The organism is Aeromonas salmonicida (genome assembly GCF_028355655.1).
Taxonomy (GTDB): domain Bacteria; phylum Pseudomonadota; class Gammaproteobacteria; order Enterobacterales; family Aeromonadaceae; genus Aeromonas; species Aeromonas salmonicida.
Window position 1 is genome coordinate 2,475,084 of sequence record NZ_CP110645.1, and the last position, 15,191, is coordinate 2,490,274.

Annotated in this window: 11 protein-coding genes; 4 read left to right on the top strand and 7 right to left on the bottom strand. The window is 58.8% G+C overall.

The window, feature by feature from the left end; genetic code table 11:
- Nucleotides 1–75: 75 nt before the first annotated feature.
- Entirely contained in the window at nt 76–723 is a 648-nt protein-coding gene (locus ONZ54_RS11870) for an HAD family hydrolase (protein ID WP_219615687.1), read from the bottom strand.
- On the bottom strand, nt 723–1,667 hold the full coding sequence (gene rluC / locus ONZ54_RS11875) for a 23S rRNA pseudouridine(955/2504/2580) synthase RluC (RefSeq protein WP_005311488.1): 945 nt from the start codon (nt 1,665–1,667) through the stop codon (nt 723–725). Before rluC ends, ONZ54_RS11870 begins: the two co-directional genes overlap by 1 nt.
- Before the next feature lie 413 nt (nt 1,668–2,080).
- Here rluC and rne point away from each other — a divergent pair, with 413 nt between their 5' ends.
- The gene (gene rne / locus ONZ54_RS11880; protein WP_271786243.1) at nt 2,081–5,269 is read left to right on the top strand and encodes a ribonuclease E; all 3,189 of its coding nucleotides are present in this window, start codon (nt 2,081–2,083) and stop codon (nt 5,267–5,269) included.
- Between the two features lie 626 nt (nt 5,270–5,895).
- Here rne and ONZ54_RS11885 read toward each other — a convergent pair.
- From ONZ54_RS11885 to apbC, 4 genes are all read right to left on the bottom strand, one after another.
- Entirely contained in the window at nt 5,896–7,368 is a 1,473-nt protein-coding gene (locus tag ONZ54_RS11885) for an inorganic phosphate transporter (RefSeq protein WP_042467361.1), read from the bottom strand.
- 427 nt (nt 7,369–7,795) lie between these two features.
- Nucleotides 7,796–8,377, bottom strand: a complete 582-nt coding sequence (dcd, locus tag ONZ54_RS11890) for a dCTP deaminase (RefSeq protein WP_005311470.1) — start codon at nt 8,375–8,377, stop codon at nt 7,796–7,798.
- 63 nt (nt 8,378–8,440) lie between these two features.
- Nucleotides 8,441–9,085, bottom strand: coding sequence for a uridine kinase (gene udk / locus ONZ54_RS11895; RefSeq protein ID WP_021138915.1), 645 nt, complete (start codon nt 9,083–9,085; stop codon nt 8,441–8,443).
- A 109-nt stretch (nt 9,086–9,194) separates the two neighbouring features.
- On the bottom strand, nt 9,195–10,277 hold the full coding sequence (gene apbC, locus ONZ54_RS11900) for an iron-sulfur cluster carrier protein ApbC (RefSeq protein WP_087755727.1): 1,083 nt from the start codon (nt 10,275–10,277) through the stop codon (nt 9,195–9,197).
- A 186-nt stretch (nt 10,278–10,463) separates the two neighbouring features.
- Between apbC and metG the strand changes: the two genes are divergently transcribed.
- Together metG and ONZ54_RS11910 are read left to right on the top strand one after the other, a co-directional pair.
- Nucleotides 10,464–12,497, top strand: a complete 2,034-nt coding sequence (gene metG / locus ONZ54_RS11905; RefSeq protein ID WP_271786244.1) for a methionine--tRNA ligase — start codon at nt 10,464–10,466, stop codon at nt 12,495–12,497.
- Nucleotides 12,498–12,688: 191 nt separating this feature from the next.
- Nucleotides 12,689–13,324 (top strand): glutathione S-transferase family protein, encoded by a 636-nt coding sequence (locus tag ONZ54_RS11910; RefSeq protein ID WP_271786245.1) that lies wholly within the window; start codon nt 12,689–12,691, stop codon nt 13,322–13,324.
- Between the two features lie 69 nt (nt 13,325–13,393).
- On the opposite strand, the gene yccX is transcribed toward ONZ54_RS11910, so the two are convergent.
- The gene (gene yccX / locus ONZ54_RS11915) at nt 13,394–13,666 is read right to left on the bottom strand and encodes an acylphosphatase (RefSeq protein WP_271786246.1); all 273 of its coding nucleotides are present in this window, start codon (nt 13,664–13,666) and stop codon (nt 13,394–13,396) included.
- A gap of 86 nt (nt 13,667–13,752) precedes the next feature.
- On the opposite strand from yccX, the gene ONZ54_RS11920 reads away from it, so the two are divergent.
- Nucleotides 13,753–15,183, top strand: a complete 1,431-nt coding sequence (locus ONZ54_RS11920) for a methyl-accepting chemotaxis protein (RefSeq protein WP_271786247.1) — start codon at nt 13,753–13,755, stop codon at nt 15,181–15,183.
- Nucleotides 15,184–15,191 lie beyond the last annotated feature (8 nt).

Genomic DNA, 15,191 nt, shown 5'->3' on the forward strand with positions numbered 1-15,191 from the left:
ATCCACGACGAGCCAAACGAAAAACGGGAGCCAAGGCTCCCGTTTCGTCATCTATTCAACTGGCATATGGCAAGACTAACCCAGCAGCAGCTTCAACTCGTCCATGGTATCGACGACCGCAAGCGGATCATGTGTCTGCAAGCGCTTCTTGTCGTGCACACCCCAGCTTACGCCGATCCGCGGCATGGCGAGTGCTTCTGCCATCGCCATGTCGTGGATGGAGTCACCGATCATCACTGCCTGATGGGGAGCAAAGCCCAGCTCATCCAGAATTTGCGTCAACATCAGAGGATCGGGTTTGGAGTTGGCCTCGTCCGCGCCACGGGTGGCAGCAAACAGCGGCCGCAGGCCAGTATCATCCAGCACCCGATCCAGGCCGCGGCGAGACTTGCCCGTCGCCACCGCCAATGCAATTCCCTGCCCGTGCCAGTGATGCAGCAGCGCACTCGCCCCGGCAAACAACGGACTCGGTGTACCGTCATGCAGATAGTGATGACGATAGCGGGCGATCAGGGCGTTGACCCGCTCGCCGCCCGGCGCCAGGTCAAACAGCAGTGGAATGCCGACCTCCAGGCTGAGCCCTATTATCTGATGTGTCTGCACCGCAGTGGGCACCGGCTCGCCGCAATCGCGCGCCGCCCCCACGACGCAGGCAACAATCCGCCCCACCGAGTCCATCAGGGTACCGTCCCAGTCGAAAATGGCGAGTCGGATAGCCTTCATCAGCGTGCCAACTTGTTGAGGAAATTGTCGAGCTCAGGCGCGAGCGGTGCCTCAATCAGCACCTCGCGGCCATCAACCGGATGAGTGAATGTCAGCTTCCAGGCGTGCAAAAATAGCCGTTTCAGCCCTTGGCTGCGCATTTTCTCGTCAAAGGCAGCTTCCCCATACTTGTCATCACAGGCAATGGGATGACCTGCATGCTGGGTATGGACCCGGATCTGGTGGGTACGCCCCGTGATCGGGCTGCACTCGACCAGGGTCGCCTCGGCAAATTGACGGGCGATGCGGAAACGGGTTTCGGATGGCTTGCCATCACTGCTGACCCGCACCACCCGTTCACCGGATTGCAGATCATTCTTGCGCAGTGGCGCATTGACCACCTTGACGTGGGGCTGCCACTGACCGCGCACCAATGCCAGATACTGCTTGCGCATGGTTTTGACCCGCAGCTGCTCATGGAGGCTGCGCAGCGCACTGCGCTTCTTGGCAACCAGCAGTACGCCAGAGGTGTCACGATCCAGCCGATGCACCAGCTCTAGGAAGCGGGCGTCCGGGCGCAGGGCTCGCAGTCCCTCTATGACGCCAAAGCTCAGACCACTGCCGCCGTGCACGGCCATGCCGGACGGTTTGTTGAGCACTATCATGGCGTCGTCTTCAAACAGGATCTGGCTCTCCAGACGCTGGATGCTGCCAAGGTTGGCAGAGGGCAGTTCATTCTTCTCGGCAACCCGCACGGGGGGAACCCGCACCTCGTCGCCCGGGCAGAGTTTGTATTCCGGTTTGATGCGCTTTTTATTGACGCGCACTTCCCCTTTTCGAAGGATGCGATAAATCAGGCTCTTGGGGACGCCCTTTAGCTGAGTCTTGAGAAAATTGTCGATGCGCTGCCCTTCATGCTCAGCTTCGATGGTGAGCAGCTGCACTTGTTGTTGTATCTGTGTCATGGCGCGGATTTTAACACCGCCGGCGCCCCTTGGCTGCATGCTTTGTTGAAAAATGGCGCCTTGCTATAAAAGTGGTTTAAATGGGATAATAAACAAGGTTTTGTCATTGTGTTCAAGCCTTGTACTAAGTGGCCAATATTTATGCCACCCAATCCCAAAACACCGTGTATACAAGAACATGACGGTTCCCGGGTGCGAGGTACAACGCATGGAGAACACAAGCAGAACCTATTATTTGTCTCCACATCGGCATCCTTAATTCATGCCTTCTCGAGAAGGCCGAACCAGAGCGCCCTTAGTTTGCGCCTCATGCATACCCCAACCGGGAGGTTGCCCAAGTATGCTGAAGACCCGAGGCCGGCGCCGGCAGGATCCTGTGGAGGAAATCAAAATGACAAAATAACGAGAACTCAATGAAAAGAATGCTAATCAACGCGACTCAGGAAGAGGAGTTGCGCGTAGCGCTGGTTGACGGACAACAGCTCTACGATTTGGATATTGAAAGTCCGGGCCATGAGCAGAAAAAAGCGAACATCTACAAGGGTAAGATCACCCGCGTAGAACCCAGTCTCGAAGCTGCTTTTGTCGACTACGGCGCTGAACGCCACGGTTTCCTGCCGTTAAAGGAAATCGCCCGCAATTACTTCCCCTCCGGTTATTCCTATCAGGGTCGTCCCAACATCAAAGAAGTGGTCCGCGAAGGCCAGGAAGTGATCGTCCAGATCGATAAAGAAGAGCGTGGCACCAAGGGTGCAGCCCTCACCACCTTTATCAGCCTGGCCGGTAGCTACTTGGTGCTGATGCCGAACAACCCCCGTGCAGGCGGTATCTCCCGCCGCATTGAGGGCGATGAACGGACAGAACTGAAAGAAGCCCTGAGTGGACTGACAGTGCCGGACGGCATGGGCCTCATCGTGCGTACCGCTGGTGTGGGCAAATCCCCGGAAGAGCTGGAATGGGATCTCAACGTTCTGCTCAACCACTGGGACTCCATCCACAAGGCGTCACAGGACCGAACTGCTCCCGTGCTTATCCACCAGGAAAGCAACGTGATAGTACGTGCCATTCGTGACTACCTGCGTCGCGATGTCGGCGAGATCCTGATCGATGACCCTGTCATCTTTGAACGTGCCCGTGCTCACATCGAGCTGGTTCGTCCCGATTTCCTCAACCGCGTGAAGCTGTACAAGGGTGAAGTTGCCCTGTTCAACCACTTCCAGATTGAGAGCCAAATCGAGTCGGCCTTCCAGCGCGAAGTGCGCCTGCCCTCCGGCGGCAGCATAGTCATCGATCCGACCGAAGCACTGACCTCCATCGATATCAACTCCTCCCGCGCCACCAAGGGCGGCGATATCGAAGAGACGGCGCTGCAAACCAACCTGGAAGCGGCCGATGAAATTGCCCGTCAATTGCGTCTGCGCGACCTGGGTGGCCTGATCGTCATCGACTTCATCGACATGACGCCGGTTCGCCATCAGCGCGAAGTGGAAAACCGTCTGCGTGAAGCGGTACATCAGGACCGCGCCCGCATCCAGCTGGGCCGTATCTCCCGTTTCGGTCTGCTGGAAATGTCCCGTCAGCGTCTGCGCCCCTCCCTCAACGAGTCCAGCAGTCATATCTGCCCCCGTTGCCAGGGCCAGGGGGTCATCCGTGACAACGAATCACTGGCCTTGTCCATCCTGCGTCTCATCGAAGAAGAGGCCATGAAGGACAACACAGAGCAGGTTCATGCTCAGGTGCCGGTTGATGTTGCCGCCTATCTGCTCAACGAGAAGCGCGCCTCCATCGCCAGTCTGGAACAGCGTAATGAAGTACGTCTGTACATCATTCCTAACCAGCATCTGGAAACCCCGCACTACGAAGTGACGCGCATCCGTCAGAACGAAATCCCGGAAGCGGCCAGCTACGAGCTGAAAACCGAGATTGCCAAGCCGGTCTACCAGCCGAAGCAGACTCAGGTGATCGAGCGTGAGCAACCGCTGCTGCAAGGCTTCGTCCAGGCACCTCAACCTGCTGCGCCGGCTGCAGTTGCTGCCCCCATCGCGGCGCCAGCCCCCGTTGCCGCCAAAGCGGAAGCGGGTCTGTTTGGCAAACTGTTCAAGGCCATTTCAGGTCTGTTCGGTTCCGACGCGGCCCCTGCCGATGTCAAAGCCCCTGCCGAGAAACCGGCAGTGCAACGGGAAGCACGCAAGGACGAGGCTCATCGTCATCAGCGTGATGACACCCGTGGCCGTGGTCAGCGTCCCCGTCGTGACGACAACCGCAACAGCCGCAACACAGCTGAAGCGGGTGAGAAGCGCGAAGGCGCCGCCAGCCGCGAGGGTGGCGAAAGCCGCAACCGTCGTCCGCGCAAAGAGCGCGAACCTCGTCAAGAGCGTGAGCCCCGTCAGGAACGTGAAACTCGCACTGAAGTACGCAGCGAGCAGCGTGTGGAACGTGAGCCCCGCGAACCCCGTCAGGAACGTGAACCGCGCGCCCCGCGTCCGGCTCGTGAGCCCCGTGCACCGCGCGAGCCCCGTGCCGAGGTGGTCGTTGAAGCGGTAGAAGCCGTTGAAACCGCCCTTGTCAGCGCCGAGCCGCAGCAGGAAAAAGAGCAGAAAGTCGCCGAGCGCCGCGAACGTCGTCAACTGCGCAAGCAGATCCGTGCCGACGTACCGGCCAGCGATGTTGCTGTTGTGCCGACCGAGGCTCCCGTTGCTGTCGTGGCGGATACCGTTGAGCAGAGTGACGAGCAGGCCGACGGCCAGCGTCGTTCCCGTCGCACCCCGCGCACTCAGCGTATCGAGGGTCAACGCCGCAAGCGCATCAACGAAGATGCCCGCAGCCAGCGTGATGATGAAGAGCCGCAGGCCGACACTGCAACCATGACCACAGCCGCCCAGGCGGATGCTTCTCAGGTGAAGGTGGAAGAGCCGGCTGTGCCTGTCGTCACCATCCCGAGCGCCGCTGCCATTGCCGCTGCCGTACAAGCCTCTTCCGCTCTGACCGAGCACGTAGTGGCAGAAGCCGTTGCCGAAGAAGCTCGTGAGCAAGCAGAAGCCGCAGTAGCCGTAGTTGCAGCACCTGTCGTGACCGACACCATTGCCGAAGCTGACGTAGCCCCTGTTACTGCCGAGCCGGTGGTGGCAGAGGCAGTGACTGCGCCAGTCGTTGCCGAAGTGACCCCCGTCATTGAAGCAGCACCTGTCGATGTCAAGACTGCTGAGGTCGTTGCAGCAACGCCTGCTGTTGAGGCCCCTGTTGTTGCCGAAGCAGCCCCTGTTGTTGCCGAAGCAGCCCCGGTTGTCGAAACTGCGCCGGTCGTGACTGCTGACGTTACTGTGGTTGAACCGGTCGCAGAGCCTGCGGCTGAACAGCCTGTCGCCAAGGCGGTTGTTGCAGCCCCAGTGACCAAGCAGGTCAACAAGGGTGCCGGTCTGCTGGCCAGCGCTCGCAAGGCTTCCGCCCCGATGGCAACGCCTGCTGCTGCGGCGCCAGCCCAGCCGGAGCGTGAGCCGGTAGACCAAGCACCGCTGGTTCGCAGCGAAGTGGCAAGCTCTGGCCGTCATGCGGGCAGTACTGCTGCCGTCAATGTGGCAACCAGCCCGGCTGGTCGTCCTTGATTGCTGGCTAACTAGCCTGATAGAAAAAGAGCCACACACTGTGTGGCTCTTTTTTTATCCTCAATTCGGGTTGAGGGGCTCGTACTGCAATATCCCCTGCCCCGCACCAGTCAGCTGGTGTCATCCCTTTGGCAATGCTCGCAAGCCCTTCTTGCCTCTCCAGCCAGTTCGCTTCATTAGACAATGATGCCTGGCATCGCGCTTATGATTGATGCTTGCCTGTCATCACCCCTCTCTCTGACAAATGCGCTGGTTGAGCAAGAGCCCTGCACATGCCCTACTCACCCTTGTCTACTCGTGTCTGTCTTGGGGCTAGCAAGCAGAGACTCTGTTTAGCCAAGATGGGTCCTCAGTTACATCTGTCTCCCATATTCAGTCAGGGTGGTATCTGCGGTAACGGAGAACATGTTGGCATGTGTTGCGGGGATAGGTATATCCATGTTGGATAGGCTGTGTTATTGGGTGAACAACGTCTCTAGTTTGATGGCATACATAATATAATCAGGAAGCCCATCCTGTTTGGTCAACGCTTTGTATTGGTTCGAGACGAAGCAGACGGACTCTGATCCACAGCAATGAAAAAAGGGCCCGCAGGCCCTTCGTCAATCAACAAGATTTCGCTGTTATCAGCCGCCGAACAGATGGTGACTGATAAGGAACAGACCGCCCGAGAGCAACATGGTCAGCGGCAAGGTCAGCACCCAGGCCATCAATATGGTCTTGATGGTCTGGCTCTGCAGGCCAGATTTGTTCGCTACCATGGTCCCCGCTACCGCAGAAGAGAGGATATGGGTGGTGGACACCGGCATACCGGTCAAACTGGCAACACCGATGGAAGCTGCCGCAGTGATCTGGGCGGCAATGCCCTGGCTGTATGTCATGCCGGTGGCGCCTATCTTCTCACCCACTGTGTAGACGATACGACGCCAGCCTACCATGGTGCCACAACCCAGCGCCAAGGCGATGGAGACGATGACCCAGGTCGGTGCATATTCAGCGGTCGCTGTCAGATCCTTGCGCCATTTGGCAAGGTCAGTCAGCTCTTTGGCCGGCAGCGGCAGCTTGGACACCTTGCGGGCGGTGTCGTCAATGCACAGCAGCAGGCGACGCACTTCCCGACGATTGGTCAGGTCCATCTCTTCATAGGTACGCACAGCGCCCAGACGGGCATCCAGGGTTGCCATGTTTTGCAGCGTAGCGTCCGCAGAGCAATGGGTCATCAGCTCTTCCTGGGCCTGAGCAGGCACCTTGAAGTCCACGACCTGAGACACCAGCTCGTGGTTGCGCTGATAGATCTCCATGATGCGCTGGTTGGCATCCTGGGTGCGATCCAGCTCGTAGGAACGGCTGTTCATGTCCAGTGCAAAATAGGCGGGGGCCATGCAGATCAACACCAGCATCACCAGACCAATGCCCTTCTGACCATCGTTGGAGCCGTGCACGAAGCTTACCCCCATGGCAGAAGCCACCAGAGTGAGGCGCGCCCAGAACGGCGGGTGCTTCTTGCCATCCACCAGCAACCGCTCTTCCGGAGTCTTGTGGATCTTGCTGCCCAGCCAGACTCGTTTCATGGCAAACAGCAACAGGGCTGCCACGATGAAGCCCACGGTCGGCGAGATGATCAGGGAAAGCATGATGTCGATGGCTTTGGCGACGTTGATGCCCTGAGTCAGCGGCTGATGGTTGAGCCAAGCATAGGCACCGCCTACCCCCAGAATGGAACCGATCAGTGTGTGAGAACTGGAGGCCGGAATGCCCAGGAACCAGGTCCCCAGATTCCAGACAATGGCGGAAAACAGCAGGGAGAACACCATGATCAAACCCTGGGTGGAATCCATGCCCAACAGCAAATCAATCGGCAGCAAATGGACAATGGCATAGGCCACGCCCAGACCGCCGAACATGACGCCAAAAAAGTTGAAGATCCCGGATGCGACTACCGCCAGGTGAGCCGGCATCGCTTTGGTGTAGATAACCGTTGCTACCGCGTTGGCGGTATCGTGAAAGCCATTGATGAATTCATAGGCAAGCACAAAAAAAACGGCCAATACCAAACCGATTGACCACCACAAACCCAAACCACTAAACATTTCAAACATAAAAAACGAACCTGTTTATGAGTTGCGGCGGATTATGCCAGAAGGCTGGCGGTGCCATACCCGTTGTTGAAATATTTCAGTAAGAAAAAAAAAGGGCATTCCGTAGGGAAATAGCTTAGAGCCAGTCACGACAAGGCTTGTCGTTGATTAATTAAACAAACTTGAGCTGACAAAAACAGTCCCCAAATGGGGACAATTCATCACATTCTTGCAGCGCAAGACAGATTTCCTATCGGTTCCAGCGTCAATTTTCGGCCGACCGACACCTGATAATGGAGACATAAGGGCAAGCAATCAGCCCGCTCCCCTGCCCCAACCACTTGGGTCTCCCGCGCGCTGTCACTGGGCACAATGGCAAGCCCAAACAGTAAGGGGCGCCATGGGCGCCCCTCTTTCAACACTCAGCAAGTGGATCACATCAGGGATATCAATCCTGGTTGATGCGGCTGGCAACGGCGCCCTGCTGGCTCTTGTACTTGGCGTTTTCCCGCTTGTTGTAAGGGCGGGCGGCTGGGCCGGAGAGCATCTCGAAGTTCAAGGCACCGATCTTCATCTTGGGGCGTAGCGCCAGCGGCAGTTTGCCACCGTTGTAGAACTCCAGCACAATGCGGCCAGACCAGCCCGGATCGATCCTGTGCGCGGTGACGTGCACCATCAGACCGAGACGGGCCAGGGAGGAGCGGCCATCCAGCCAGCCGACAATATCCGCAGGCAAGGTGACGGATTCATAAGTCACCGCCAGCGCCAGCTGACCCGGGTGCAGATAAAAGGCTTCGCCATCCGGGATGTGGATCTCGTCGCTCATCACCCGATCGATGGCATCGGCCATCTCGCTGTTCGGGCCGCTCAAGTCAATATAGGGAGCGGTATGATCGCGAAATACCCGAAACTCGTTGCCCAGCAGCACATCGACGCTGACGCCGCTGATCCGCTCAACACCGGGCCTTGGCTCAATGACGATCTTGCCCTCATCCAGATGACGTTCAATATCGGTATCACAAAGACGCATTGGGCGACTCTCCTGACAAAATGTTCATTTAAAAAAGCCGGGCATCACCCGGCTTGTTTCATCTTAACCAATCAACATGTGGCGAATGCGCGCCTTTAGCATGTCGATGGCGATGCGGTTCTTGCCACCGCGGGGCACGATCACGTCCGCGTACTGCTTGGAAGGCTCGATAAACTGCAAAAACATGGGACGCACGGTTTTCTGATACTGCTTGAGTACGGAATCCATGGTACGACCACGCTCCTGTACGTCACGCACCAAACGGCGCAGCAGACAGATATCCAGCGGGGTATCCATGAAGATGGAGGCATCCATCAGATCCCGCAAGCGACTGTCGGTCAACAGCAGGATCCCTTCCAGAATGATCACCCGACGCGGGGCGAACGGCGTCACCTCGTTCATGCGGGTGTGCTCTGTATAAGAGTACTGGGGGATATTGACCGCATCCCCTTTCACCAACTGGCTCAGATGCTGCACCAGCAGATCGTGATCCAGGGCATTGGGGTGGTCATAGTTGGTTTTGACCCGCTCTTCCATGGTCAGGTGGGTCTGATCACGGTAGTAGCAATCTTCGGTGATCACACCAATCTGACCTGCGCCCAGTTCGGCCACCAGCTCTTCATAAATGGTTTGAGCGATAAGACTCTTGCCAGACGCGGATGCGCCAGCAATACCGATGATCACACACGAATGTTGAGTATCAGACATTGAAAATACCTAAAGAGAAGAGCAGTGGGGATTGTTTAAACCGATCCATTATATAAAAAAGGGTGAGCCATGCCCACCCTCAAATCCACCTCAAACATCCGACAGCCGATTATTCATCCAGCGCCATGGTATAGAGAGGGGTCGCAATCGGTTTACCGCTGAAATAGAGTTCAGCCCCCACCCGACGAGCCAGCTTCAGATAGGCCTGGGCCAGGCTTCCTTCCGGTGCCCCGAACACGGTTGGGCAGCCATCATCCATGTGTTGGCGGATATCAATGTGCAGCGGCAGCTGACCCAGCAGCGCCACTTGATACTGCTCTGCCATCTTCTGGCCGCCACCTGTCCCGAACAAGGACTCGTGATGACCGCAGGCACTGCAGACGTGATAGCTCATGTTTTCTATGATGCCGAGCACGGGCACATTGACCTTGTTGAACATGGCGACCCCCTTGCGGGCATCGGCCAGCGCCACATCTTGCGGCGTAGTGACGATCACGGCTGCAGACGTGGGTACCTGCTGGGCCATGGTGAGTTGTATGTCCCCCGTACCTGGCGGCATGTCCACCACCAGATAGTCCACCTCGCCCCAACGGGTCTCATGGAGGATCTGGGCCAGCGCCTTGCTCGCCATGGGGCCGCGCCAGATGGTGGCATCCTGCTCGGCCACCAGATAACCGATGCTGTTGCTCTTGAGGCCACAGGCGATCACCGGCTCCATCAACTTGCCGTCAAGGCTGCTGGGACGCTCCTTGAGGGTACCCATCATGGTCGGAATGGAGGGGCCATAGATGTCCGCATCCAGAATGGCGACCCGCGCCCCCTCTTTTTGCAGCGCCAGCGCCAGGTTGACGGCGGTGGTGGACTTGCCGACCCCGCCTTTGCCGGAGGCGACCACCAGGATGTTGCGAATGCCCTGCACCGCGGCCAGCCCTTGCGCCCGCGGCATGCTGGCCACCTCGATGTCACAGGTCCAGTCGATGCGGGTCGCACCGGTAGCGGTACGCAGGCGAGCATCGAACTCCTGCTTGATCTGCTCAAACAGGGAACATCCGGCAAAGGGCAACACCAGTTTGATGACCAGGCCTTGCCCTTGCTGCTCTATGCTGCGCGCAAACCCGGCCGCAACCAGATCCTTGTCCCACCCTGTCGGCTTAAATTCGGCCAGGATCTGTTTTACTGAATCAATCACCAGTAACTCCTCATTATCTTGTCATTATCTTGAGGTGAACTGTTACCGCACACAAATCAGTGGCTTGCCTGCTTGCCAACCAGCGCGAGCACCAGGGCGGACAGCGCCGCCACCCTAGGCAGGCGACCCCCAATTCGGGTAACATGCACGGCACTGTATCATCCCAACAAGCACATCAAGAACGACTATATGGCAACTGATCCTCGTACAATGCTGGTAACCTGCGCCCTCCCCTACGCCAATGGCTCCATCCATCTTGGCCACATGCTGGAACACATCCAGGCCGATATCTGGGTTCGTTATCAGCGAATGCGTGGCCATCAGGTGCACTTCATCTGTGCCGATGATGCCCATGGCACCCCCATCATGCTCAAGGCGCAACAGATGGGGATCACCCCGGAAGAGATGATCGCGGCTGTCTCCAAAGAGCACCAGACCGACTTCGCCGGTTTCAATATCAGCTTCGACAACTATCACTCCACCCACAGTGATGAGAACCGCGAACTGGCGGAGCTGATCTACGGTCGTCTGAAAGACGGTGGCTTTATCAAGGGCCGCACCATCACTCAGCTGTTCGATCCGGAAAAATCCATGTTCCTGCCGGACCGCTTCGTCAAGGGCACCTGCCCCAAGTGCAAGTCTCCGGAGCAATACGGCGACAACTGCGACAGCTGCGGTGCCACCTACAGCCCGACCGAGCTCATCGATCCGAAATCCGCCGTCTCCGGTGCGACCCCGGTGATGAAGGACTCCGAGCACTTCTTCTTCGACCTGCCACAGTTCGAAACCTGGCTGGCCGGCTGGGTACGCGGCTCCGGCGCCATTCAGGAAGAGATGGCCAACAAGATGCAGGAGTGGTTCGAGAGCGGCCTGCAGCAGTGGGACATCACTCGTGACGCTCCCTATTTCGGTTTCGAGATCCCGGGTGCCCCTGGCAAGTACTTCTACGTCTGGCTGGATGCCCCCATCGGCTACATGGCGTCGTTCAAGAACCTGTGCAACAAGCGCGGCGACATCGACTTTGACAGCTACTGGAAAGCGGACTCCGAGGCAGAGCTCTATCACTTCATCGGCAAGGACATCGCCTATTTCCACTGCCTGTTCTGGCCATCCATGCTGGAAGGCGCGGGTTTCCGCAAGCCGACCAAGGTCAACGTACACGGCTATGTGACCGTCAACGGTGCCAAGATGTCCAAGTCCAAGGGCACCTTCATCAAGGCCTCCACCTACCTGAACCACCTGGATCCTGAGTGCCTGCGCTACTACTACGCCGCCAAGCTCAACAGCCGCATCGACGATCTGGATCTCAACCTGGATGACTTCGTGGCGCGGGTCAACGCCGACGTGGTCAACAAGCTGGTCAACCTCGCCTCCCGCAATGCCGGCTTTATCGCCAAGCGTTTCGACGGCAAGCTGGCCGCTACCTGTGCCGAGCCCGAGCTCTATGCCGAGTTCGCCAACGCCAGCGCCTCCATCAGCGAGGCCTATGAAGCGCGCGAATTCAGCCGCGCCATCCGTGAGATCATGGCGCTGGCCGACAAGGCCAACCGCTATGTGGATGAGAAGGCGCCCTGGGTGCTGGCCAAGCAGGAAGGCGCAGACGCCGAGCTGCAGGCGGTCTGCTCCGTGGGCATCAACCTGTTCCGCGTGCTGATGGCCTACCTCAAGCCGGTCATGCCGCTCTTGGCCGAGCGTGCCGAAGCCTTCCTGGGTGAAACCCTCTCCTGGGATGGCGTGGTCCAGCCGCTAACCAACCACCAGCTGGCCCCGTTCAAGGCGCTGTTCTCCCGCATCGAGCCTGCCAAGATTGAAGCCATGATCGAGGCCTCCAAGGAAGATCTGGCCAAGGAGCAGGCACCGAAAGTGACAGGCCCGCTGGCAGATGACCCCATAAGCCCAACCATCTCCTATGAGGATTTCGCCAAGCTTGATCTGCGCGTGGCGCTGATCAAAAAGGCGGAAGCGGTACCGGAAGCGGACAAGCTGCTCAAGCTGCAACTGGATCTGGGCGGTGAAACCCGTCAGGTCTTCGCCGGCATCAAGTCCGCCTACAACCCGGAAGATCTGGAAGGCAAGCTGACCGTGATGGTGGCCAACCTGGCGCCGCGCAAAATGCGCTTTGGCATGTCCGAAGGCATGGTGCTGGCCGCAGGCCCGGGCGGCAAGGACCTCTGGATCCTGGAGCCGCAGGAAGGCGCCCAGCCAGGCATGCGCGTCAAGTAAGCACGCTTGCTGCCCCCCATGAGAAGAGAGGCCATCCGGCCTCTCTTTTTTATGCCATTTTCCCACGGCATGGGCAGACTCGCCCCCGATCCCCCACACATAGGCGGTTGTTGCCGCGGCACAATTTGCCTAGACTGCCTTTTCACCAAGGGGCGCACATGGGCCCGTCACTCATCAGACAAGGAGCAAACATGATCACCTTATACGGAACCCCGGTCAGCCGGGCACTGCGCATATCCTGGTTACTGGAAGAGTTGGGCGTGGCGTGGCAATTTCAGTTTCTCGACTTCGCCAAGGGCGAGAATCGCAGCGAGTGGTTTCTGGCGCTGAACCCGAGCGGCAAGATGCCGGTGCTCAAAGATGGGGATTTCGTACTGACCGAATCCGCCGCCATCATGCAGTACCTGGCCGAAGTCTATGGCTCGGATTGGCTGCCAGCCAGAGGGACGCAGGCATCGGCGTTGCATGCCCAGTGGGTCAGCTTCATTACCTGTGAGCTGGAGCAACCCTTGTGGACCATCGGCAAGCACAAGTTTGCCCTGCCGGAACCCCAGCGCCTGCCAGCCATCTTTCCCACCGCCAAGTGGGAGTTTGACAAGGCGGCGGCCATCGCCGAGTCCTGGGTGCCCGAGCAGGGCTACCTGCTGGGGGAGCAGATCACCATAGCGGATCTGCTGCTGGCCCATACCCTGATGTGGGCCACCCGTTTCGAGCAGTCCATTCCCCCCAAGCTGGCCGCCTATCGGGATCGCCTGGCCAAACGCCCTGCCCTGCAAGCCGTGCTGGCCAAGACCCAGGCCATCGCCGATGCCGCCCAGGCCAGCTGACGGCAACATAGGCAAACGGGAGCCGCTATGGCTCCCGTTTTTATGCGTGGCATGGCGGTTTCCCTCCGCTCAATTGGTGTGAAATCCCCCTTTCTGTGGTGGCGGTGCCTCTTCATACTCCATCCTGGTCACCTCGGCGGTGCGCGGCCCGTGTTCCAGCCAGCCCAGCATCATCTGCACCCCGTGCTCGGGACCACAGATCAGGATCTCAACCGACCCGTCTTCCAGGTTGTAGGCATAGCCGCGCAGCCCCAGTTGCAGCGCCCGCTCACGGGTAAAGTAGCGAAATCCCACCCCTTGCACCTGACCCCAGACGTGCACGACAAACGATTGCTCTCCCATTTCTCACACCTTTCCCTTAAGAAATTTCTCTCCAAGGCGATAATGAGCGCGACACTCTCTTCCCCCTTGCAGGACGCAATATCATTATGAAAGAAGTAAAATTCCGGTGGGTTGACCGCTATCTCATTCATCTCACGATCAGTGAAAAATTTCTCATTACCTTCTGGTGCCCTCTGCTGTTTATCGCCTTTCTCACCTGGTATCTGCTGGCCGATGGTCATGATCAGCAGATGCAGATCAGGCTGGATCAACTCCAACAAAGGGTCCAGACCAGCGCCCAGCTGGTGAGCCAGCAACCGACCCTCACTCTGCCTGCGGATCTCATCCTGAGCCCGACCGGCAGTGCCGGCCTGACCCAACAGGGAGACAACTACCGCTTCAGTGCCAGCGCAGGCCAGGCCGGCTTCGTGACCGGCAGCCTGGATGCCGGCCGCTACTCCATGTGGGACGGACAGGGCACCACCCTCACTATCATCGCCGTGCTGGCGACCTTGCTGGCCCTCATCACCCACTACCTGATGACCTTTGTCTCCGGCGCCCTCTACTCCACCAACAAAGCGTTGCAGACAGTGGCTGACGGGGATCTCACCTTCCGTCTCAACTTCTTCCCGGTGCGGGACGAGTTCTCCATCCTGGCGGGCAGCATAGACAGATTCACCGACCGCCAGCACAAGATAGTGCAGCTGGTGGAAGAGTCTGCCGAGGCACTTACCATGGCCGCCGACGAGTTTCGTGACCACGCCAGCGAAGGAGAAACCATGGCCCGCTCCCAGCGCCAGCACATGGACTCCCTGGCTGCCGCCATGGAGCAGATGTCGGCCGCCATTCGGGAAGTTGCCCGTAACGCCAACGACACTCTGCAGCAGACTCGCCAATCGAGCGAAGAGGCGGCCAACGGCGCCGCCCGGGTATCACGTACCATAGCCGCCATCCGCACCCTGGCCGACGAGATAGGCAACGCTTCAGGCGCGGTAGAGCGGCTGACCCACAACGCCAATCGCATCAACGAGGTGGTCAACGTCATCAATGCCATCTCCCAGCAGACCAATCTGCTGGCCCTCAATGCCGCCATCGAGGCCGCCCGCGCGGGTGAGCAGGGTCGTGGCTTTGCGGTGGTGGCGGACGAGGTGCGCACCCTCGCCAGCCGCACCCAGCAGGCCACTGTGGAGATCCAGCAGATGATCGAAGAGCTGCAGGCCGGCACCGGCGCCCTCAACGACATCATGGAGAAGACAGTCGGCCGCGCCGCCAGCAGCCAGGCGCTGATCAGTGAAGTGGGGCTCGACATCGACAAACTCAGCAACCACAGCGATGCCGTGCTGGAGATGAGCACCCAGATAGCCACCTCCAGCGAGGAGCAGAGCTCGGTCGCCGGGGAGATCACCCGCAACCTGGACCAGGTGCGCCACGAAGCTGGTCAGGTGGAGGAATCCGCCAGCGCTTCTGTGGCCGGCACTGCCGGTCTCAAAGGCACGGCAACCGAGCTGGCCCAGGCATTGAAGGGGCTCAAGATCTGATCTGAAGC

Bases quoted from the DNA above. Each gene is read 5' to 3' on its own strand.
- ONZ54_RS11920 (WP_271786247.1), top strand. From the start codon at position 13,753: ATGAAAGAAGTAAAATTCCGGTGGGTTGACCGCTATCTCATTCATCTC.
- metG (WP_271786244.1), top strand. From the start codon at position 10,464: ATGGCAACTGATCCTCGTACAATGCTGGTAACCTGCGCCCTCCCCTAC.
- udk (WP_021138915.1), bottom strand. From the start codon at position 9,085: ATGTCTGATACTCAACATTCGTGTGTGATCATCGGTATTGCTGGCGCA.
- ONZ54_RS11870 (WP_219615687.1), bottom strand. From the start codon at position 723: ATGAAGGCTATCCGACTCGCCATTTTCGACTGGGACGGTACCCTGATG.
- dcd (WP_005311470.1), bottom strand. From the start codon at position 8,377: ATGCGTCTTTGTGATACCGATATTGAACGTCATCTGGATGAGGGCAAG.
- rluC (WP_005311488.1), bottom strand. From the start codon at position 1,667: ATGACACAGATACAACAACAAGTGCAGCTGCTCACCATCGAAGCTGAG.
- yccX (WP_271786246.1), bottom strand. From the start codon at position 13,666: ATGGGAGAGCAATCGTTTGTCGTGCACGTCTGGGGTCAGGTGCAAGGG.
- rne (WP_271786243.1), top strand. From the start codon at position 2,081: ATGAAAAGAATGCTAATCAACGCGACTCAGGAAGAGGAGTTGCGCGTA.
- ONZ54_RS11885 (WP_042467361.1), bottom strand. From the start codon at position 7,368: ATGTTTGAAATGTTTAGTGGTTTGGGTTTGTGGTGGTCAATCGGTTTG.
- ONZ54_RS11910 (WP_271786245.1), top strand. From the start codon at position 12,689: ATGATCACCTTATACGGAACCCCGGTCAGCCGGGCACTGCGCATATCC.